Origin of the sequence: Paeniglutamicibacter sp. NPDC091659 (genome assembly GCF_044756805.1) — a bacterium.
Classification (GTDB): Bacteria; Actinomycetota; Actinomycetes; order Actinomycetales; family Micrococcaceae; genus Paeniglutamicibacter.
In genome coordinates this window covers 312,082-333,286 of sequence record NZ_JBIVTO010000002.1, presented here as the reverse complement: position 1 = coordinate 333,286, position 21,205 = coordinate 312,082, and the positions used below count along the sequence as shown (strand labels likewise).

Sequence of the window (21,205 nt, the reverse complement as noted above, 5' to 3'; positions counted from 1 at the left end):
AGGGTCTTGTCGGCCCCCGGGGGTCATGCGAACGCAGGCTCCAATTCCGGCCGGGGCGATCCGGCGGCAACCCAGGAACCAATGACCGCGGTGGCGATCTCGGCAGAGCGCTCGGCGGCGTCGTCGACATGGGTCAGGAAGTCCTCATCGGACGCAGGCCCGCAGAGGTCCGAGATGCCGCGGATGGCCAGGAACGGGGCGCTGAAGGCCCGGCAGGTCTGCGCGATGGCCGACGATTCCATGTCCGTCGCGAGGACCTGGTCGAACTGGCCCTTGATGATTTCCGCACGTTCGTTGCCGACGAAGGAGTAGCTGGACACGATGAGTCCGTGGTGCACCGTGGCGACGATGCCGTGGCCGGGTGTCCCGATGTCGCTGGCCTCCAGCAGGGACTGCGGCACCGGGTAGGATGCCGGCATGCCCGGCACCTGACCGAGTTCGTAGCCGAAGGCGCGCGCGTCGGCGTCCGCGTTGATGTTCACGGCGCCGACGACGACGTCGCCCACGCGCACGGAATCGCCCAGCCCGCCGGCGCTGCCGGCGCTGATGACCAGGGGTGCCGGAGCGTCCGCGTCATCCGCCTTCGCCTGCAGCAGGGCGGCCGTGGCCGCACCCGAGGCGTTGACCAGGCCGATGCCGCCCTGTACAAAGATCGCGTTCAGGCCGTTGAGGAGGCCGCCGCGGTGGATCGCGTTGCCGACACGGACCGGTTCGCCGACCGACGTCGCGCGCTGGAGGAACGGTGTGATTTCCTCCTCCATGGCCGCGATGACGATGACCTCGACGGCGCTCAAGCGGACACCTGCTCCCAGACGGCACGCTGCGCCAGGAACGCCCGGGCGGCTTCCTTGGCGTCCTCGAGGGAGTGGTTTTCGCCCCAGCCGCACTGGACCTCGTTGGCCGCGGGGACCTCGGTGGCATCAAGCACGTCGGTGAGGGTGGCCTCGATCAGGTCAACGACGGCGGAAACGTCCGGTTCGCCCTGCAGAATGAGGTAGTAGCCGGTCTGGCAGCCCATCGGGGAGAAGTCGATGACGGACGAGGAGTGGTTGCGGGACTTCTCGGCGAAAAGGTGCTCGAGCGAGTGGATCGCCTTCATCTCCAGGTGAGCAACATTTGGCTGGGTGAACCGCACGTCATATTTGGTAATAACGTCTCCGTGCGGGAGTTCCTTGCGGTCGGCCACGCGCACATACGGCGCCGAGACCGTGCGGTGGTCAAGGTTGAAGGACTCTACGTTCATGCGTGAAGGGTTCATAATTGCGCTTTCATGCGTGGGTATCGAAGCCGGACGAACTCGTGGCACGTTCTTTGCCACCTTAATCGTAGCTGGCGGGGTACGGCTGTCGCTTGGCGCGCCGACCGGACGGACTTTGCGCGGTCGAGCGCGGAGCCCTGGTCGGTTGGATTTGATGCGCCTTGAGTGCCCCCTGCATGGTTCGTCCGCGAAATCAGTTCTGGATGCCTGCGGCCGCAGTGGTCGGGCCCGGCCAGCGACCATGAGGACTGGACCGTTGCACCCCGCACATAGTATTCGCCGGGAGCAGGGAGCTGGATTGTGCCCGTTGCATGGAGACGAGAGCCCGGGTATTGCTTTTCGGGCTTCACGGCCGAATGTGTGCCCTGATAATTCCAACCCGAAACCAAGGCCGGTGTCCCGTGCACGGATCGCGGTGTCACCCGCCAAGCGCTGTGCCGGCGTGTTTTGTCGCCGTAGTGTTACGGACCGATGGAGCCAATTTGTTGGCCAACCCCTAAAATCGGGAGCGACTTTTACGCTCGATAGAAATTAGGGGCGGCAATGCAGGATCGGCATGTGCGCATGCTCCGTGCCGCCGTGGTGAGCGTCGTTGTTCTGGTTCTCTCCGCCGGAGCGCACATGGGTGGCGGCGGAACCCTGCCGCACCCCGGTGTCCTTGTCGGGTTTGCCGCCCTGACCATGCTTCTCGCAATAGTCGTCGCCAAGCGGACGCTGGGGCTTCCGGCCTTGCTGGCGGTCCTGGGTGGAGGGCAGTTCGCGCTCCACCATGCATTCGGATTTCTCAGCACCACCACCAGGATGGTGTGCGCCTCGGCTTCCACCCACCTTGGGCATTCGGCCGCGCTGACATGTACCGTCGGGTCCGCCGAATCACACCAGCATGCTGTCGAGGGCGGGGCGGTGTCACCATGTTCGCGGCCCACGTGATTGCGACCCTGGCAACCGCCATTCTCATCACCCGTGGCGAAGAGGCGCTTTACGCGGTGGCGGAGTGGCTGCGCCCGCTCTTCACGGTGCTGCGGCTTTCCCCCGTGCGCCCGCCGGTTCGGGTCGACGCGGTTGTTCAGGAACACCGCCTGTATGCCGTGCCATTCCTCATATCACCGCCGCTGCGCGGCCCACCGACCTTTCGCTGATTGCAACTTCTTCCAACTCTTAGTGCCGGCCATCTTGGGCCGCGCACAGCGAAAGGCATGCCATGAAACTCCGTCGTACCCTCCTTGTATCCGCGGCAACCGCCGGCCTGATGGCCGTCGGACTTGCCTCGGCCAGCGCCCACGTCACCGTCAAACCTGACACCACCGACGTAGGCGCATATTCCGTGCTGACCGTCGCCGCCTCACACGGTTGCGAAGGATCACCCACCACCAGCTTCACCATCAACATCCCCGAATCCATCGCCGACGCCAAACCCACCATTTACCCCGGCTGGGACGTGAAGAAGATCGAGGAGAAGCTGAATGAACCATTGACCACCGGGGATGGATCCACCATCACCAAGCACACCGGAAAGATCATCTACACGGCAAAGACTTCGTTGGAAGACGGCTACCGGATGGCGTTTGAGATCCAAGTCAAGAATCCCGACAAGGCAGGCGAAATCCTCGCATTCCCAACGCTCCAGGCCCGCGAAAAGGGCAAGGCCGATTGGTCCCAGATGCCGGCCGCAGGGCAGGACCCGCACGAGCTCGAGGCCCCTGCCCCGAGCTACACACTGACAGCGGCCACCGCGGACGGACACCACGCGGGTGACAACGCCCAGTCCGTGCCTGCTTCGGACAACGGTGCTTCACCGATCCCCGGCTACCTGGGACTGGGCGCGGGAGTGCTGGGATTGGTCGCCGGAGGGATCGCCCTAGGCCGCACCCGCAAGACGTCCGGCAAGTAAGCCGGGGACACGGAATTGCCAAGGCAGCACGGACCGAGCGTCCCGAGAGCGATCCGCCAGTCCCTGACCGTAGTGGTCCTCGTTGCGATCGCTCTGCTGGCCCCGGTCTCGGCGGCATCCGCCCACGACAGCCTCACCGGAGCGAACCCCAAAGACGGCCAGATGGTGAAGGAGATGCCGGACGTCATCGACCTGACCTTCAGCAACATGCCCTTGGCCATAGGAACCAACGTCCTTGTGAAGGATGCCAGCGGCAAGGACTGGGCCATCGGCGAGGTCAAAATCGTGGACAACGTGGTCAGCCAATCCGTCGGTTCCGACGCCCCGGGCGGGGATTACACTGTGGTCTGGCGGGTGGTGTCCTCGGACGGGCATCCCATTGAGGGAACCTTCGGGTTCACCGCAAATTCCGGCGGCGCAGGAGTGCCTTCTTCGCCGGCAGCTGGGCCACAATCGACCGCTGACCTGTTCGAAGTGCCGGAATTACCGGCATCTGGCCAGTTCCCCCTAGGGTCGGTCCTCGGGTCGGTCGCGGTGCTGCTGGTACTGGCGGCCATCATTATTCGGGTGGCCCGCCGGCGTTCGGACAAAAACGGGTCCGTTTGATATGTGGAACCGCTGGGAGGGACCGGCTCTTGAAAGCCGATCCCTCACAGACACGGAGACCGGGCCGACACTGCCTATGGGCGCGGTAATGGCTCTGTCTGTCGGGTAAGTTGCGGTTGGCAGCTGCGTTTCCCGTTGCTCAGGGTCGCGATACCCCAGGTAGCGGTGGCCGGGGCGATGGTGAGCCGTTGCCCTCGAATGGTTCGGTAAGGATGCTCCGGGCGACGGAGGGCCATGCTCTGACGTGAAACATTCGGGCGTCGTCGAGTAGATGTTCGTCGCCGTTGGCTCTGGCTCCGTGGACCTTCTCGGAGAGTTTGTTCCATTTTTCGGCGGAGCGGACGAGCAAGTGTGCGGCGCGGACCGTGTCCTGGAGTTCGTTGGGCAGTGACATGCGTTGTTTCCTTTATCCGTGTCGGCGATTTGTGTGTCGGTGATGGGTCAAAAAATGAGTCCAGTTACGGGGAATATCACGTTGCCGGCCTAAGCGAAACTTCCTGCGAAAACGAAGAGCAACAGGGGGTTGTCAGGGGGATCTCCTGAGCGGACACGTTTGGCTCGGATGATAGGAATCAGGGGTGGCCCCGCAGGGTGTTGAAGAGTTCAGACACGCTCAGGCCCGCCGCTGCAGCGGCGTCTGCGGCCGGGACTTGGGCGGCCATTGCCTTACACAAGGCCAGCACCAGTGCGGTGTGCTCCGTTCCGGAATAATTCGGCGTCGAAGAGGCCTGACAGGGCGAGTTCCGGGCTGCGGCTGCCTGAATATTCTTCAGATAGAAGTCCATATCATGTATTCCATTCCGATTCGGTGGTCGAGGGCCGGGTGGTGCGGTCTTCCTAGACGTGGGGTGTTGCCGGGGCGGGATCGATGGAGGGGGTTCCTTGGGGTGGAGGGGAGACGCAGAATCGTGGACGGTGAGACCCTCAACTCGTGAGCGATCACGCTTGAAGGTTCCACTGGCCCTCCATCTGCCCCAGGCGATTTCGTGCTGCCCTATGATCAACTGCATGCTCGGTGGCCTCATCCAAGGGCCATAGGCATCAGCCGGGAGTGGTGCCATGTCCCGTTGAGCCTGCCATCGTTTTGAACCACACTACGAATGAAGAATCCCCAGGTAGGTGAAAGCCTCCAACACGGACGCCCTGTAGCGGAATGCGCGAGTTGGAGGGCGGGTTTCCTTGTCTTATTGGTTGGAATGGTGCGGAGTTCTGGCTGGGGTGCGGATGAGTTGGCCGGCGTAGGCGAAGCCACCGCCGAAACCGAAAAGGAGGGTGAGAGCGTCGGCGGGTATTTTGCCGTTGTGCCACCATTTGGAGAGGCCCAGGGGAATGCTGGCTGCGGAGGTGTTGCCGGAGTCCGAGACGTCGGTCAGGACGATCTTGTGCTCAAGTCCAAGACGCTTGGCAAGGGGTTCGATGATCCGCAGGTTGGCTTGGTGAACGGCGAGGACGTCGATGTCATCGAGGGTGTAGCCGGCCTGTTCGATGGTTCTATTGGCGTGTTTGGCAGCGTCCGAAATCGCCCACCGGAACACGGTTTGGCCGTCTTGCTCAAACCGATTGCCGGGTGCTTGGATTCTCACCGTGTCGGTCATGCGGTTATCGGATCCCCAAGAGACGGAACTGATGCGGGGGGTATCGCTGGCCGTGGCGATGACGGCACCGGCACCGTCGGCGGTAAGGATACAGGTGCCGCGATCCGTCCAATCAGTGACGGCGGAAAGTTTCTCGGAAGCGATGATGAGAGCGACAGTGGCGCTACCGGTCCTAATGGCGCTGTCCGCAATGGCAAGTGCGTGACAGAATCCCGAGCAGGCCGTGTTGATGTCCATGATTGCCGGCGAGAGCGCACCCAGAGCTTGGGCGACACGTCCTGCGGTATTCGGCGTGCGATCAGCGGCAGTGGTGGTGGCCACAATAATCAAGTCGACAAGGTTGATGTCGACGCTTGCGTCGGTGAGGGCATGCGCTCCGGCGGCGGCAGCCATGTCTGCGACGGTTTCGGTTTGTTCGGCAATGTGCCGGGTGACGATACCAGTCCGGGACTGGATCCACTTATCGGTGGTATCGACCATTTTGGCGATATCGTGGTTGGTCATCTGGTTCGCTGGCTGGTAGTGGCCGAAACCGATGACTTGGGATCCAGCAAGACTCTTCAGTAACTTCATGGTGACTCCATCGTGTCAATGCGTGAGCTGTTGCGCGGGGTTAGTGCTGATTATGGGCGGCGTTTGCGTGTTTGAGCCCGGATTCGAATTTGGTTGGCGCACGGCCGACCCGATGCCCGATCCGCCAGCACGCCCGTTGAATAGATTCCTGCTTTTTGCCGTTATTGAGGCTCCATGGGTCCCGACGTTTTCGGCTCCGCTGGGATCGACCAGCGTTCCCAGCGAATCTTCTCCTCTTTTGTTCAGGCAGGTTTTCGGTCGTTGGCGGCCCTTCGGACATGGCTTCGGGCGTGCTCCACCGCGTCTTCGAGCGTGTCAAAGAGATGGTTCTCGTGCCGCAGTGATGAGATGACACCGATCCTGGTGGCCAGGCGCAGGTGCTGGGGACGGATTCCCTTGATGAGCACGGTGATTCCGCGTCGTTCCAGTCCTTGCATGAGCTCGGTGATGACTTGTGCCCCAGTGGCGTCGAGGATCTGGAGCTGCGACATACGCAGTATGACCACGGTGGCGTCCTCGATTTTGCCGACGCGGGAAAGAATTCGTTCGGCAACCCCGAAAAACAATGCGCCGTCAAGACGGAAAACGGCTATGTGTTCGTCCCCGGGTTCTTCTGGAAGGGGAATCTCTTCTCGGTGCACCCCGGCGGATTCCGCCAAGGCCCGCAGTGCGAAGAATGCGGCGACGGCAATGCCGATGCCCACCGCGTAGATCAGGTCGATGCTGACCGTGATCAGCGCAGTGACGATGAAGACGAGCGCATCTGATTTGGTGGATCCGACAATTGTTTTCACGGTGGCAATCGAGATCATCCTGGCCGCCGTGACCATCAACACACCGGACAGTGCGGCGAGGGGAATGTTCCCAACGACGCCACTTGCGCCGTAAATGACAACAATCAAGACACCTGAATGGACGATTGCCGACATGCGGGTGCGCCCGCCGGCGCGGATGTTCACTGCCGTTCGGGCGATGGCCCCGGTCGCCGGCATGCCACCGAAGAAGCCGGAGGCCACGGAGGCGAGGCCCTGGCCTACGAGTTCACGGTCGGCATCGTAGGGTCCCGTGTTTGAAATCGAGGCCGCAACCCGAACCGACAGCAGGGATTCGATTGCGGCCAGCGCAGCAATGGTGAGGGCGGGCCCCATAAGGGCCGTTAGGGTTTCCCAGTCCGCTGAGGGGAGCCGGGGTGCTGGCAGGGAATCGGGCAATGCCCCAATGGTCGCGACGGGAAGCTGGGCCATGTTCACCCCCACGGTGACGATGATGATCGCGATGATCGACCCGGGGATGGCCTTGTGGATGCGCGGGGCAATGACCATCACGGCGATAACCACGGCTACAACCAACAAGGGAACCCAGGCGGCTGCCCCGTCCACGGTTTGGAAGGATTGCGCAGCGGCCATAAAGGCATTGCTGCTTGGCCCGGAGGGTACACCGAAAGCCGAGGGGACCTGTTGGAGGAAAATGATCATGGCGATGCCAAGCGTGAATCCCTCGATCACCGGCCACGGTATATAGGTGATCGTCCTACCCAGGCGCAGTAGTCCCGCCGCCACAACAATGAGGCCAGCCATCACACAAACCACAGCCAACACTCCAAGGCCCTGGGTTGCCACGACCGGGCCAAGGACCACCACCATGGCCCCCGTAGGACCCGACACCTGGATGTTGGAGCCGCCGAACACTGCCGCGACGATGCCGGCGATGATTGCGGTAATCAACCCGCTCTCGGCTCCGGCCCCGGAACTCACCCCAAATGCCAGCGCCAGGGGTAGCGCGACGATTCCAACGGTCACGCCGGCCAGCAGGTCCTGCCGCCAGGTCTTGGGCAGCTGGCGGTAATCACGCCAACTGGGCAGCAACGTTGCCACAGAACGAAGGGCGGTGGGGAATCTTGTCACTTGCTGACATCTCGAACTATTTCGGGCAAGCTGGCGCTCGTGGCGAGCTGTTCGTGCGTGGTTTTCAGGATTTCTCCCAGCAAGGTGCGGGCCACGCGAAGAAGGTCCGCTACCTGTGGATAGGCCAGCCGGTAGAACACTTGGCTGGCGCGCCGTTCAGCAACCACAAGGTTGTGCCGCCGCAGAACCGACAGGTGCTGGGACAGGTGCGAGGCCTCCAGCCCGGTGCTCGTGAGCAAATCCGCCACCGAAGCCTCGTCTTTTCTGGCCAGGACCTCCAGCACGCTGACCCGTATTGGATGCGACAGGCCCTTGAAGAGATTCGCCTTCACCTCATACAGGGGCCGCTGTGCGTCAAAGTATTGTTCCACGGTTGAACCCTCTCGCGATTTGATGATTTGATCATATCACAATGTTGTAAGATGATGTAATCACCCATTCATCGATTGGTCGCAACACATGAAGAACGTCCTCGTCTTTCTGGTCTCATTTGTGCTTTTTGTCGGGGGGATCTACCTCATCGGCGAAGCATGGTCTATCCCGCAATGGGAGGGACTCGTGTTCTTCGGAGGCCTCCTCGGCGTGACGCTGGCATTTTTCATCCCCTTTGTGGTTGTCCCCAGACTCGATCCATAAAGGATCGCTTCCCAAAACCCAGCCAAGAACCAGCCACTGCACAAGATCGCTCACCGTGCTGATTTGACTGCTCCCCTAGATGCGCCGAGCACCGGATTCAACGACGAATAGGGCGCTCAGCTGGCACGGACCAGACGGGCGAAGCGCAATCGATACACCGGATCAAGAAAGTTTGAGTCCAAACGGCTGGAAACAACGGCACCTCGGCGCACCTCATTCACTTGCGATACCTAAGCCGCAAGGCACCCTCCCGGCGTCCGATACCGAAACAAGAAGGAAAGAAGACGATCATGCATAGCTTCACAGAACCCACAGTCCGAGGTTTCACGCCCAACGCCCCTGCCCGCCTGCTGCAATGGGTCGAGCAAGTCGCCGCCATGACCACCCCGGGGAAGATCCATTGGGTTGATGGTTCCGCAGCCGAGTACCGGAACCTCACCGATGAGCTTGTCGGTGCCGGCACCTTGGTACGGCTCGCAGAAGAAAAATTCCCCCATTCCTTTGCCGCATTCTCCGACCCGGACGACGTCGCCCGGGTAGAAGAACAGACGTTCATCTGTTCCGATAAGGAACGAGACGCCGGGTTCACAAACAACTGGATGGACCCGGCCACCATGAAAGAGAAGCTGCGGGGGCTGTTCACGGGCTCCATGCGCGGGAGGACCATGTATGTCATCCCGTTCGTCATGGGGCATCTGGAGTCGGAAAATCCGAAGTTCGGCGTGGAGATCACCGATAGCGCGTATGTCGTAGCATCAATGCACATCATGACGCGTTCCGGGTCCGAAGTGTTGGCCAAAATGAACCAGTTGAACGCCGACTTTGTTCCCGCCCTGCATTCCGTGGGCGCACCGCTGGAACCGGGGCAGGAAGACGTAAGCTGGCCGTGCAATGCGGAAAAATGGATCGTCCACTTCCCGGAAGAAAAATCGATCTGGTCCTACGGTTCCGGGTACGGGGGCAACGCCCTTCTGGGCAAGAAGTGCTACTCGCTGCGCATTGCCTCGGCGATGGCCAGGCAGGAGGGCTGGCTGGCCGAACACATGCTCATTCTCAAGCTCACCAACCCCGAAGGGCAGTCGCATTTCATTAGCGCAGCTTTCCCGTCCGCCTGCGGCAAGACTAATCTGGCCCTGTTGAACCCCACCGTCGAGGGCTGGCGGGTCGAGACCCTGGGTGATGACATTGCCTGGATTCGCGTGGGAAAAGACGGCAGGATGAGGGCCACCAACCCCGAAGCGGGACTTTTTGGAGTCGCGCCGGGAACCGGTTGGCACACCAACCCCAACGCCATGGCTGCCATCACCAAGGGCAACACCATCTTCACCAACGTTGCACTGACCGACGACGGGGGCGTCTGGTGGGAAGGCATGACCGAAGAAACGCCGGAACACCTGACGGACTGGACCGGCAGAGAATGGACGCCGGCCAGCGGCGAGCCTGCAGCACACCCCAATTCACGGTTCTGCACCCCCATCAGCCAGGTCGACATCCTGGCAACCGAATATGGCGACCCCGACGGGGTTCCCCTCTCCGCGATCTTCTTCGGGGGCCGACGCAAGACGACCATCCCGTTGGTCACCCAGTCACGCGACTGGACCAGCGGGGTCTTCATGGGCTCGACCCTGTCTTCCGAAACGACAGCGGCTGCGGCAGGCAAGGTCGGCGTCGTCCGCCGCGACCCGATGGCGATGCTGCCGTTCATCGGCTACGACGCCGGCGATTACCTCCAGCACTGGCTGGACGTCGGCAAATCGACGGATACTTCAAAGCTGCCGCATATCTTCCTGGTCAACTGGTTCCGCCGCGACGCCGCGGGGAAGTTCCTCTGGCCCGGTTTCGGGGAAAACTCCCGCGTCCTCAAATGGGCCATCGAACGGATCGAAGGTGCCGCCGGCGGCATCGAAACACCTATCGGCTACGTCCCGGCTCCCGGAGCCCTCGACACGACCGGATTGAATGTCACCAACGAGGACTTGCGCACCGCGGTGGACGTCGACCCCGAAGAATGGGACCAGGAACTCGAGAGCATCAAGCAGTGGTACGCACGCTTCGGCGACTCCCTGCCGACACAACTATCCGCCCAATTGGACGGGCTCACCGAACGCTTCACCCGATCCTTGTCCATCAGCTAGGCCGCAACCGCGCGGAAACCCGGTGCTCCTGCGATCACCTCTGCAGGGACACCAGAAACTCAGGAAACCACATGATTCCAAAAATCAAAGTCACCGGAACCGTCGTTGAACTCGACGGGGACGAAATGACTCGCATCATCTGGAAGAACATCAAGGACAAACTGATCCTTCCCTACCTGGACATGGATCTGGAGTACTACGACCTGTCCATTCAGAACCGCGACGCCACCGACGACCAAGTCACGGTGGATGCGGCATACGCCGTCAAGAAGCACCACGTCGGAATCAAGTGCGCGACCATCACCCCGGATGAGGCCCGCGTCGAGGAATTCGACCTGAAACGGATGTGGGCGTCCCCCAACGGAACCATCCGCAATATCCTTGGCGGCGTGGTCTTCCGCGAACCGATCATCATCTCAACCATCCCGCGCCTGGTTCCCGGGTGGAACAAACCCATCATCATCGGCCGCCACGCCTTTGGCGACCAATACAAAGCAACGAATTTCAAGATCCCGGGTCCCGGCACCCTCACCATGACGTTCACCCCGTCCGACGGAGGTGAAGAAATCCACCAAAGCGTTGTCACCTACCCTGAAGGCGGCGGCGTGGCAATGGGGATGTACAACTTCAACGACTCCATCCGCGACTTCGCCCGCGCCTCTTTCGCCTACGGACTCAAGCGGCAGTACCCGGTCTACCTCTCCACCAAGAACACCATCCTCAAGGCCTACGACGGACAGTTCAAGGACCTGTTCCAAGAAGTGTTCGACACCGAATTCAGGGAACTATATGATCAGGGTGGGCTGACCTACGAGCACCGGCTCATCGATGACATGGTCGCATCGGCCATGAAGTGGGAAGGCGGCTACGTCTGGGCCTGCAAGAACTACGACGGTGACGTCCAATCCGACACCGTCGCCCAAGGCTACGGATCGCTCGGACTGATGACCTCCGTCCTGATGACCCCGGACGGAAAAACCGTTGAGGCCGAGGCAGCGCACGGGACCGTGACCCGGCACTATCGGCAGCACCAGCAAGGCAAACCAACCTCCACCAACCCCATCGCCTCCATCTTTGCGTGGACCCGCGGGCTCATCCACCGCGGAACATTGGACGGCACTCCGGCCGTTGTCGGGTTTGCCTTGACCCTGGAAGACACCGTCATCAAGAGCGTCGAAGCTGGGTTCATGACCAAGGACCTGGCTCTCTTGGTCGGAGCGGACCAGGAATGGCTGACGACGGAACAGTTTCTCGCAGAACTTGATGCGCGCTTGAAGTCACGTCTGGATCGATGATCCGGCCTGAAAAGTAGTGAGTACGCCCGGAAGCGGTCCGGCTCACGGCACCCTGAACACCGCTGTCGATCGGTTGTTCAGGGTGCGACCATGCGCTCGCATGGTGCGGTGACGAGAGCAGGCTGGTTCGAGGCCGCTGTGAAGATAGCTTTGGAGACGCAGCACGTTGCAAGTTGGCGCATTCCTGATTCCCGTCGTGGTGGCGCTCGTGGCCGTGACGTTCTTCGCTTGAAAGACCATCTCCGGGAATGGCCGCCTGCCGCAGCGATCCACGCGGGGCGTTCTCCGGGCAACGGGAGCCTTCCCGACCCGACCGGCCAATATCCAGTAGGCAAAATGACAGACAAGTCCGTCGATGAACAAAGCGATGCCGTGACGGTACACGCCATCCGTGTCGTTCGTTCTCCTGGACATTTCATCCGTGGCTCGCGACGCTCGCGAGGCTGTCCGGGACCTTCCTGCGGCGCCGACGGCAACGGTTCTCGCGAGTTCCCCGGGGAACAGAACGGGCATCCTTCCATACGGAAATGCAAGGTCAGGCCTGCAGGATCCCGTCCCTCGCTTCACGAACGTCCGGGAGTGCATGGGTGTCGAGATCTTCCATGAATCCGATACCTGCGTAGCGATCGAATTTGACGCGTCCTGCATCGTCGAAAACCCTGATGCTGCGCCGGATCCGGCCGGCGGGGTAGTAGAGGTGGCGGGGTAGTAGGGGTGGCGGCAGGTTAAATGGACTGTAGTTTTGGGTCATTCCCCGACGGCGTCGACGTGGGTTTCGCGGACACCGTCCGCGAGGGGACTGGTCGTTCCACCTGCCGCCCGCCAATAGGTATCGGCGTCCCCAACTGATCCGTTAACGCCTTCACTGCCTGCGCCTTCTGCACATCGGTCAGGGCCATGTGTCTCCAGCGGGACCCGACTACCGCGGAAAGGTCGATTCGTGTGGAATCATGTGTCGGACCGAAGGGGTCGTTGTCAAGGCCGAGCCGCTCAGGTGCAACAGGGGTTCCCCATCCCCGGGGAACAAAGTCCCTGAATTTCACGTGCTCGGGCAATTGGTCAACCGGACCCAATTCCAGCGCGGTGCACCGGTATTCGTAGCTGATCATCTCGGAGGCGTGGTGGGCCACGGGCGGCGACGGAGTCACGAACAGCACAAGTTCCTGGTCTTCTTCTCGTACGGCGTTGACGTAGCGATCGACTTCCAGCGTTCGTGTCGGATGCCCCGGCAGGTGGATTTGCAGCATGGTCGGCATTGCCCAGTCAGTCGGCTGTTCACCGCCCAAATATCTGTCGTCGATGTGTTCGCAGAAGGAGGTCCCTGTCCACAGCCCGGCGCGTGTTGCTCTCATTACCAAGGTTCCTTCCGCGCGAACAAAACCCACGGATCCATTCACGCCTATTCGCGCGGCAGCCACGATGGCAGGGCCTTGCAGATCCGTGTAGCTATCCGTGCCTCCGTCATGACCGCCTTCATACAACACCCAGAGCGCATCCGACGCCGGGCATACCGACACCTGCAGGGGCAAATAGCCCGGCATCAAGCTCCGGCCATGTGAGAAACAAATCAGGCATGGCTTTGCGGCGGACCAAGGCCACGGGGCGTTCCTCGTCGACGAGAAACGTCGTCCCGCCAATAGTCGTTCGTGGCAAGGGGGACATCAGGTCGGTAATGGCTTGATGCTAGAAGCCGAGCGGTTGCCGGCACCCGAAGGGACCAGACACGCACCATAGGGCCGCTGTTTCCTCGCAGGCTGGCAGGGCCAACGACACCGGCGACCGGTAAGCCGGCAGCGGCGGCCCGGCGGTTCCCTACGCCGGCGCGCCGTGGGGCGTCAAGAAGCTTGCCGGGTCGGCCAGGAAGGGGGAGAAGGCCAAGTGGGCCGCGCCCACCAGGAGCAGGTCGGCCCCCAGCTCGGCCCTCGCAAAGCGGACGTCTTCACTCGGTCCCTTTAGCGCGCGGGACTGCACCAACCCGGCCATCCGATGCGGGTCGGCGGAGAACAGGGTGCCCAGGAACCCGCCAAGGATGATGAGTTCCGGGTTGAAGACGTTCACGGTGCCGCGCAGGGCGTCGGCGAGGAATTCCATCTGCCGGTGCACCACCTCCAGGACTTTGGCATCGGGGCCCTCCGGACGAGAAACCTGTTCGAGGAGCGAGCTTTCCAGTCTCTCAAGCCCTGAGCTGCCTAGTCCCAGGGCTGCAAGCAGTTCTTCCTGGCGAACCTCGGTTTCCAGGCAGCCCCGGGCGCCACAGTGGCATCGATTGCCGGCGGAGTTGACCAGGGTGTGGCCGAATTCGCCGGCGAAACCGCTGGCGCCCTTGAGAATCCTCCCGTCGACTGCCATTCCGCCGCCGATGCCGCTGGCAACTCCGTTGAGATAAACGTGGTTGCGGACTCCGCGGCCGGCCCCGAACAGGGTTTCCGCCATGTAGCCTGTCGAAGCGTCGTTGGCCGCCGCCACGGGAAGCCCCAGCGCCGTGCCGAGCATGCCGGCAAGCGGCACGTTGTGCCAGTCCAGATGGGTGGCAAGCACAACCGTGCCGTCCTGTTCTCGGACCAGACCGGGAACGGCCAGCCCGACGCCGACCGTTCGGAAGGAACCTTGCAGTTCGCCGGCGATGTCCGCAACAGCCTCGGCGACGATGTCGACGACTTCCTCCGCGGTCGGGATCCGGGGGTTGTCGTGCCGGATGCGCCTGAGCACCTTGCCGGACAACGAGACCAGGCCGATGGTCACGGCGTCTACCTCCGGATTGACCGCGATGGCCACGATATTTTCGCGCGGGGCGATCACGGGGCTGGGCCGGCCGGCGTGGTGCGTGGCGACGGGTTCGCGTTCCTCGACAAGCCCCAGCTCCACCAGCTCGGCCACGAGGCCGCCGACGGTGGAACGGTTCAGGCCCGTGGCCCTGGTGATTTCCGCCCGGGACACGCTGCGTCGTGCATAGGCCATGCCCAGCACCGCGGCCAGGTTGCTCCGGCGGACGTTGTCGAGGTTGCTGCCGGTGCGTGCCGGGGCGGCTAAGGTCGGTTCGGGGACTACCACTCAGACCACCTCTCGGGACTCGCCTGGAACGACGCTTGCACTGTGTGGGCCGGAGGCTGCATCGTTCACACGTGCAGGCGGGGCGCAGAAACTCAACCGCATAAGGTGCCCAATTTTATTGCGCCTTGTTGGCCAAGTCGAACGCGGCCCTCGGCGTGGCGAAGGCATTAGGTTTTTGCGAAGGCCAATGTCTCGGGGGCTCCGAGCCGCCGGTCCATGCCAGCGTCCTCCCGCTCGAGGTCGGCCGGCCAGCCGTCGCCGATCGAATTCAGCGCGCGGAAGCATTCCTCCCGAGAAACAGCACCGGTGCCGGCGGGCGTCAGCCCTGGCGCACCAATTGCACGTGGATGACCTCGTCGCTGGACTCGAATTCCACGCACCTGTAGCCCGCGGCGTTCCAGTCGTTCTCAAACAGCCGTTCCCCGGAGCCCAGGAGCACGGGGACCACCGCCAGGTGCAGGCTGTCGACGAGGCCTTGAGCGATGTAGTCCCGGATGGTGCCGACGCCGCCGCCCAGACGGATGTCGGCCCCGGCCGCGGCCTCCCTGGCGCGCTCGAGAGCGACCAGCGGGCCGTCGGTCACGAAGTGGAAGGTGGTCCCGCCGTCCATCACCAGCGGTTCGCGGGCATGGTGGGTCAGCACGAAAACGTCGTGGTGGTATGGGGGAGTCTCGCCCCACCAGCCCCGCCACGCGCGCGCCGCCTCGTCGGAATCCCAGGGACCGCGGATGGGGCCGAACATGTTCCGTCCCATGATCGTCGCCCCGATGTTTTCGTCACCGTCGCGCAGCATCCCGTCGTCAAGCCCGGTGCTGCCGTTGCTTTTCCCGATCATCGACCTGCCGTAGGCGGTGTCGAAGATCCAGCTGTGCAATGCGTGGCCGCCCACGCCGATCGGGTGCTCAAGATTCTGGCGAGGGCCGGCGCCGAATCCGTCAAGTGAGATGCAGAAATTGTGGACACGTAGCTTGCTCATGGCGGGGCTCGATCGGTGATGCTGGATTGGTCTTGACGACCACAGCATAAGCCCGCGGACGCCGCGACCGGTAGTGCCCAAAATGCACTCCTTGACTCCGCAGGACGTTCAGCACACCGCAGCTTGACTCCGCTGGACATTCAGCACACCGCAGCGGAGCCCGGTCGGTAGTCGCCGGCGAGGGTACCAATGGGATCCAGCCGAACGTCGTCGCCATGCAGCCGGTCGAGCGCAACGGGATCTACGCCGGCACTTCACCTGGCTACCGAGGTGGAATCGGGTGGTCCTCGATCTGGATCGTCCCTGAAGGGCACAGATGCTCTGCCTCCCGGGTGGCGTCCCATTGGGTCTGCGGCGGGTTCCGGTCAATGAGCTCCACAAATCCACCGGTTTCCTTTCGGTTCCGGAAAACCTCGGGAGCAACGAAACCGCAGTTGCCGGATGCCACACACATGGCATTGTGTACGGTGACTTTCATGGCGCGGGTTCCTCTCTCGATGTCCTGCGGGCCCAGTCATGGTTTGGCGTCGTCATCGGATGCTCCGTCACCCGCGGTATCGCTGCACGAGTGGACAGGCGTACGGGTCCCGGTTTTTCGCCCCGACCTGGTTCAGGTATGCCACCACGGTGGCGGAGGCGTCGCGCAGGGTCTTTTCGGTGTACGGAACGTCGTATCGGGAGCAGTACTCGCGGACTAGCTTCTGCAACGCCGGAAGGCTGGGCCGTGGAGCCACCGGGAAAAGATGGTGCTCGATTTGGTATTGCAGGCCGCCCATGAGGAACCGCACCATCGGGCCGTCTTTGATGTTTCGGGACAGGTGCACCTGCCGTCGCAGGAAATCAACATGCACACCGGACGGGACGGTGGGCATCCCGATGTGGTTCAGTGCAAACACGCCACCCAGCAGGAGCCCGAAGACGGCGACCTGGACGCCGACAAACACGAGGACCATTCCGGCAGGCAGGACGGCCCAAAGAAGCGTCAAGTACGCCGTGTGCCGAATGACGATCAGCGCGATCTCACTGAAGCGGTGGGCCACGCCCGGAGCGGCCAAGAGCGTTCTCAACGAGACGACGTGGAGGTGCAGCCCTTCGAGGCACAGCAGGGGGATGAAATAGATTCCTTGGTGCCTGGCCAGTTTGGCGCCAATGCCGGTCCGCCGGTCGCTGGCGTCGGGAGTCAAGACCAGCACCGTGGAGTCGACATCCGGGTCCTTGCCTTCATGGTTCGGATGGGCGTGGTGGCTGTTGTGCTTGGCCATCCACCAGCCGTAGCTGAGGCCCATGAACAATCCGGAGAGTATTCGCGCCGTCCACTCATTCCATGCCCGCGAGGCAAAGACCTCCCGGTGTGCGGCCTCGTGCGCCAGAAAGCCAAGCTGCGCCATCGACACCCCGATCAGCGCGGCGATGCCCATCTGGTACCAAGTCTCGCCCAGCAGGACGACGGCTGCCGACAATCCTGCCAACGTCAGCACCCACCCGATGATCATGGCCCAGTAGAACCCGTAGCGGCGACGTATCAGCCCCGCTTCATGCACCGCCCTACTCAGTTGGAGGTACGCCTCCACATACATGTTGGCGGCCATTGAACCTCCCCACGCACAACGACTTTCATCCCCGAGGCACCTCGACACCCGCGTTGCGCGTGGACGAAATGCAGTTCATGCCACGACTTTAGGCAGGACGCGCCTCCTGTTCAATAAGTGTCCTTGGGCTGGTTCTCAGCCGGCCATACGGGGGGATCCCCAGGGTGCCGCGGTCATGCAAGACCCCTTCGGCTAGTCGGACTCGAGCTGGCACGAGCGTCCACCGGAGATGCGCTCGTCACGATGGCGACCGAGATGCCGAACAGCGTCGAAGCGGAGCCGGCAGCCCGGCATCTCGGTGCTTCGAAGGCACCTATGCCTTGAATCCACGCCGGTGCCGCCATAGCGTGGGCCCATGGATTTATCGATACAGGTCACGCTTGATTGCACCGATCCGCACACGCAGGCCGCGTGGTGGGCACAGACCCTCGGCTGGACGGTTGAACCGATCGAGCCGGGCTTCATCAGGAAAATGGTTGACGCCGGGCAGGCTTCCGAGGACGACACCATGGACTTCGACGGGGAGCTGGTCTGGAAGATCGGCGCCGGGATCTGCCCGGTCGACCAGGTGGGAAAGTTGCCGCGGCAGCGCATGGTCTTCCAACGGGTGCCCGAACCCAAGACCGTGAAAAACCGCATGCACCTGGACCTGCATCCCGGAGTGGACAAGGATGAGCTGCGCGAACGGCTGATCGCGCGCGGGGCCAGCTTCCTGTACGCGGGGAACCAGGGGCCCTTCACCTGGTACACACTGGCCGACCCCGAGGGCAACGAGTTCTGCATTTCCTGAGTCCGCCGGGCCTGTGCGTGCGCCTGGCCAAACGGGGCCGGGGTGGCGGAGCGAATCCCGCCACCCACGACCTGGGTTCCTGCGCCTATGCACCGTATCCGGCGCGCGTTGTGTCTAGGCCGCGTCGTGTCTAGCGCGCGGCGCCCAGCTCGTGCAGGGCATGGCCGACGCAGAGACGCTGGGCCGCCAGCGAACGCACCAGTGCGTCGCGCTCTTCCAGCAGGATCCGGCGCAGCGCCCGCGGCGCGTCCGGGTGCTCCTCGAGCCAGGCGTCGACCTCCGCCACCACGGGGTGGACTTCCGCGGTGCCAAGGTCCTGCGAGGCGGGGAAGAGCCCGCGGATCACGCGTGTTGCCAGGCCGATGGTCAGCGTGCCCCAGATGTCCTCGAGGGACGGCCAGTAGGCGGCGTAGTGCGCGTCGAGCAGTTCGTGGCTGCCGAGCTGGAAGCCGGCCGCGGTTGCGCTGATCGCCTCGTTGGACAACGCGGCACCGTCGACGCCGTGTCCCGAGATGGCCGCGCCGAATGCCTCGGCCTTGACCGCTGCATCGGGGCGGGCTGCCAGCGCCAGCAGGCGGCCGGAGGTTGCCACGGCGGACGGATGCGCCGCCGCGTCGGCTTCCAGGGCTGCAAGCGAGGCCTCGTCGAGGCGTCCGGTGGCGGCCTTGGCCTGCCATAGGGCCCAGCGCAGGTCCTCGTCGACCACCAGGGAATCCCAGCGTTGTTCGCCGGCCAGCAGGGAATCCACGACATCGGCGGCCACGTTGCCGCGGGCCAGCTTGGCCAGCGCGCGGGCCATGGCGATCTGCGCGTCGCTGCCCGGGGCGGCCCGGTCCAGCCAGCCGACAATTGCGTCCGCGAGTGCCTGGCGTTCGCCTGCGCGCAGCTCCGGTGGCAGGTATTGGCCGATTGCGGTGTGGGCCTGTTCAAGCAGGAAGGCGAAGACCGAGACCTCGGTGACGGATTCGGCGTGGGCGCGCACCGCGGCCAGGAAGTCCGTTGCCGCGAGCTTGGCATGGCGGACCATGTTCCACAGCGCTGCCCAGCAGCTGGCGCGGGCCAGCGGATCGGCAAGCGTGCCCAGGTGGCCCAGGAGCGTTTCCAGCGAGCGGTCGTCGAATGCGACCATGGCGTAGGTGGCGTCTCCGTCGTTGGGCAGGATGAGGTCCGGGCGCTGGGCGCCGGCCAGGAAGCCGAGGTCGACCCCGGTTCCGGTGAGTTCCACCGCGTGGCCGGCGGTACGGATCAGCTCGCCATCGACCAGGTCGAAGAGGCCGACGTTGAGCACGTGCGGGTGGGTGATCGGGTTCCCGGTCAGCGGGTCGATCCCCGACTGGGTGAGTCGAGCCGCGGTGACCATGCCCCCGGCTTCGGTGAGTTCGATGCCCAGCACCGGGACGCCGGCGGTCTTCAGCCAGGCGTCGGCCCAAGAATCCATGTTTCGTCCCGAGGCATCCTCGAGAACCGCAAGGAAGTCGTTCAGCGAGGTGTTGGAGAACTCATGCGCGCGGAAGTACTTGCGCGAGGCGTCACGGAACGCGTCGGCACCGACGTAGGCGGCGAGCTGCTTGAGCACCGAGGCGCCCTTGGCGTAGGTGATGCCGTCGAAGTTCTGCTTGGCGGCTTCGAGGTCGGTGATGTCCGCGACGATCGGGTGCGTGGTGGGCAGCTGGTCCGCGACGTATGCCCAGCCCTTGCGGCGGTTGGCAAAGGTGATCCAGGCGGTGGTGAACTCGGTGGCCTCGTCGTTGGCCAGGGTGCCGATGTAGTCGGCGAAGGACTCCTTGAGCCAGAGGTCGTCCCACCAGCTCATGGTGACCAGGTCGCCGAACCACATGTGGGCCATCTCGTGCATGATGGTGTTCGCGCGGGTTTCATGCTGGCCCTCGGTGGCTCGCGAGGTGAAGACATAGCCCTCTGTGAACGTGACCAGGCCCGGGTTTTCCATGGCTCCGAGGTTGTACTCGGGCACGAACGCGGAGTCGTACTTGCCCCACGGGTAGGGGTAGTCGAAGAGTTCGTGGAAGAAGTCCAGCCCGGTCTTGGTCAGGTCCAGGATGTTCTGCGCGTCGAAGTGCTCGGCGATCGAGGTTCGGCAGGTGGCGTTCAGCGGGATGACCAGTTCGCTGCCGTCGGGCAGCGTGCGGGAGTAGCTGTCCGTCGCCACGTAGTACGGGCCGGCCAGTACCGCGGTGATGTAGGTGGAGATCGGCAGGGTCGGGGCGAAGTAGGTGGTGGCGGTGCCGTCGCCGTGCTCTTCGACGCGGGAAGCCGACTGGTTGGAGGCTACGTGCCATTCCCGGGGCGCACGCACGGTGAAGGTGAAGGGGGCCTTCAGGTCGGGCTGTTCGAAGTTGGCGTAGACCCGGCGGGCATCGGCGGGCTCGAACTGGGTGTAGCAATAGGTCAGGCCGTCTGCCGGGTCGATGTAGCGGTGCAGGCCCTCGCCGCTGCGTGAGTACTGTGCCATGCCGTCGATGACAAGCGTGTTGGGGGAGGCCTCGCCCTGGAGCAGGTTTTCGAGGTAGATGCGGGAGCCGGTCACCGCTGTGGTTGGGTCGACGGCTTCGCCGTTGAGCGTGATGGAACCGATGGATTCGTGGATGAAGTCCACGAAGGTTTCGGTAGTGCCCTTGGCGGAGAATACCAGGGTGGTGGTGGACCTGTAGCCGGTGACCGAGGAGTCCCGGGCCTCCGAAAGGTCGAGTGTCACCTCGTACGAGTGCACGTGAAGGGTTTGTGCGCGCCATGCCGCTTCATCGCGGGAGAGGTTTTCGTTCGGGCCGGAGATTCTCTTTAAGTGATCCACCAGACAATTGAAACATGAAACGAGCGCTTGACAATGTTGTGTCTCAAATTTTTCGCGAACACGCCAGTATGTTGCGACGCGCCGGTGCCACAGGTCA

Annotated in this window: 20 protein-coding genes; 7 read left to right on the top strand and 13 right to left on the bottom strand. The window is 63.1% G+C overall.

Going from position 1 to position 21,205, the window contains the following annotated elements; translation table 11 throughout:
• Positions 1 to 23: 23 nt before the first annotated feature.
• The 3 genes from mtnN to ACIQLF_RS06430 form a co-directional block, all read right to left on the bottom strand.
• Positions 24 to 794 (bottom strand): 5'-methylthioadenosine/S-adenosylhomocysteine nucleosidase, encoded by a 771-nt coding sequence (gene mtnN, locus ACIQLF_RS06440; protein ID WP_400295806.1) that lies wholly within the window; start codon positions 792 to 794, stop codon positions 24 to 26.
• The gene (locus ACIQLF_RS06435; RefSeq protein WP_400295804.1) at positions 791 to 1,243 is read right to left on the bottom strand and encodes an S-ribosylhomocysteine lyase; all 453 of its coding nucleotides are present in this window, start codon (positions 1,241 to 1,243) and stop codon (positions 791 to 793) included. Before ACIQLF_RS06435 ends, mtnN begins: the two co-directional genes overlap by 4 nt.
• A 546-nt stretch (positions 1,244 to 1,789) precedes the next feature.
• Complete coding sequence (locus tag ACIQLF_RS06430) at positions 1,790 to 2,029, bottom strand: hypothetical protein (RefSeq protein ID WP_400295801.1); 240 nt, start codon at positions 2,027 to 2,029, stop codon at positions 1,790 to 1,792.
• Positions 2,030 to 2,169: 140 nt separating this feature from the next.
• On the opposite strand from ACIQLF_RS06430, the gene ACIQLF_RS06425 reads away from it, so the two are divergent.
• From ACIQLF_RS06425 to ACIQLF_RS06415, 3 genes are all read left to right on the top strand, one after another.
• Entirely contained in the window at positions 2,170 to 2,397 is a 228-nt protein-coding gene (locus tag ACIQLF_RS06425) for a hypothetical protein (RefSeq protein ID WP_400295798.1), read from the top strand.
• A gap of 62 nt (positions 2,398 to 2,459) precedes the next feature.
• A complete protein-coding gene (locus ACIQLF_RS06420) occupies positions 2,460 to 3,149 on the top strand; it encodes a YcnI family protein (protein ID WP_400295795.1) in 690 nt (229 codons plus the stop codon).
• Between the two features lie 15 nt (positions 3,150 to 3,164).
• Positions 3,165 to 3,755 (top strand): copper resistance protein CopC, encoded by a 591-nt coding sequence (locus ACIQLF_RS06415; protein WP_400295792.1) that lies wholly within the window; start codon positions 3,165 to 3,167, stop codon positions 3,753 to 3,755.
• A 572-nt stretch (positions 3,756 to 4,327) separates the two neighbouring features.
• Here the strand turns inward: ACIQLF_RS06415 and ACIQLF_RS06410 are convergent.
• The 4 genes from ACIQLF_RS06410 to ACIQLF_RS06395 all read right to left on the bottom strand — a co-directional run bounded on the left by ACIQLF_RS06410 (position 4,328) and on the right by ACIQLF_RS06395 (position 8,198).
• Entirely contained in the window at positions 4,328 to 4,540 is a 213-nt protein-coding gene (locus ACIQLF_RS06410) for a hypothetical protein (protein ID WP_400295790.1), read from the bottom strand.
• Between the two features lie 399 nt (positions 4,541 to 4,939).
• Complete coding sequence (locus tag ACIQLF_RS06405; RefSeq protein ID WP_400295787.1) at positions 4,940 to 5,923, bottom strand: beta-ketoacyl-ACP synthase 3; 984 nt, start codon at positions 5,921 to 5,923, stop codon at positions 4,940 to 4,942.
• 242 nt (positions 5,924 to 6,165) lie between these two features.
• Positions 6,166 to 7,827, bottom strand: coding sequence for a SulP family inorganic anion transporter (locus ACIQLF_RS06400; RefSeq protein WP_400295784.1), 1,662 nt, complete (start codon positions 7,825 to 7,827; stop codon positions 6,166 to 6,168).
• Positions 7,824 to 8,198, bottom strand: coding sequence for an ArsR/SmtB family transcription factor (locus ACIQLF_RS06395; RefSeq protein WP_400295782.1), 375 nt, complete (start codon positions 8,196 to 8,198; stop codon positions 7,824 to 7,826). The genes ACIQLF_RS06400 and ACIQLF_RS06395 overlap by 4 nt, the downstream gene beginning before the upstream one ends.
• An 88-nt stretch (positions 8,199 to 8,286) precedes the next feature.
• Between ACIQLF_RS06395 and ACIQLF_RS06390 the strand changes: the two genes are divergently transcribed.
• The 3 genes from ACIQLF_RS06390 (at position 8,287) to ACIQLF_RS06380 (ending at position 11,893) form a co-directional block, all read left to right on the top strand.
• Complete coding sequence (locus ACIQLF_RS06390) at positions 8,287 to 8,463, top strand: hypothetical protein (protein ID WP_400295779.1); 177 nt, start codon at positions 8,287 to 8,289, stop codon at positions 8,461 to 8,463.
• Between the two features lie 290 nt (positions 8,464 to 8,753).
• Positions 8,754 to 10,598, top strand: coding sequence for a phosphoenolpyruvate carboxykinase (GTP) (locus ACIQLF_RS06385; protein ID WP_400295776.1), 1,845 nt, complete (start codon positions 8,754 to 8,756; stop codon positions 10,596 to 10,598).
• 74 nt (positions 10,599 to 10,672) lie between these two features.
• Entirely contained in the window at positions 10,673 to 11,893 is a 1,221-nt protein-coding gene (locus tag ACIQLF_RS06380) for an NADP-dependent isocitrate dehydrogenase (RefSeq protein WP_400296392.1), read from the top strand.
• Between the two features lie 725 nt (positions 11,894 to 12,618).
• Here the strand turns inward: ACIQLF_RS06380 and ACIQLF_RS06375 are convergent.
• The 5 genes from ACIQLF_RS06375 to ACIQLF_RS06355 form a co-directional block, all read right to left on the bottom strand.
• On the bottom strand, positions 12,619 to 13,245 hold the full coding sequence (locus ACIQLF_RS06375) for a hypothetical protein (RefSeq protein WP_400295773.1): 627 nt from the start codon (positions 13,243 to 13,245) through the stop codon (positions 12,619 to 12,621).
• Between the two features lie 460 nt (positions 13,246 to 13,705).
• Entirely contained in the window at positions 13,706 to 14,944 is a 1,239-nt protein-coding gene (locus ACIQLF_RS06370) for an ROK family protein (protein ID WP_400295771.1), read from the bottom strand.
• 319 nt (positions 14,945 to 15,263) lie between these two features.
• Positions 15,264 to 15,920 carry a dihydrofolate reductase family protein gene (locus ACIQLF_RS06365; RefSeq protein WP_400295769.1) on the bottom strand — a complete coding sequence of 219 codons (657 nt, stop codon included), beginning with the start codon at positions 15,918 to 15,920 and terminating at the stop codon, positions 15,264 to 15,266.
• 262 nt (positions 15,921 to 16,182) lie between these two features.
• Positions 16,183 to 16,374 (bottom strand): ferredoxin, encoded by a 192-nt coding sequence (locus ACIQLF_RS06360; RefSeq protein WP_400296390.1) that lies wholly within the window; start codon positions 16,372 to 16,374, stop codon positions 16,183 to 16,185.
• Between the two features lie 91 nt (positions 16,375 to 16,465).
• A complete protein-coding gene (locus ACIQLF_RS06355) occupies positions 16,466 to 17,509 on the bottom strand; it encodes a fatty acid desaturase family protein (RefSeq protein WP_400295766.1) in 1,044 nt (347 codons plus the stop codon).
• A gap of 355 nt (positions 17,510 to 17,864) precedes the next feature.
• Between ACIQLF_RS06355 and ACIQLF_RS06350 the strand changes: the two genes are divergently transcribed.
• Complete coding sequence (locus tag ACIQLF_RS06350; protein WP_400295763.1) at positions 17,865 to 18,299, top strand: VOC family protein; 435 nt, start codon at positions 17,865 to 17,867, stop codon at positions 18,297 to 18,299.
• Between the two features lie 130 nt (positions 18,300 to 18,429).
• Here the strand turns inward: ACIQLF_RS06350 and pepN are convergent, their stop codons facing one another.
• Positions 18,430 to 21,108 (bottom strand): aminopeptidase N, encoded by a 2,679-nt coding sequence (pepN, locus tag ACIQLF_RS06345; RefSeq protein ID WP_400295760.1) that lies wholly within the window; start codon positions 21,106 to 21,108, stop codon positions 18,430 to 18,432.
• Positions 21,109 to 21,205 lie beyond the last annotated feature (97 nt).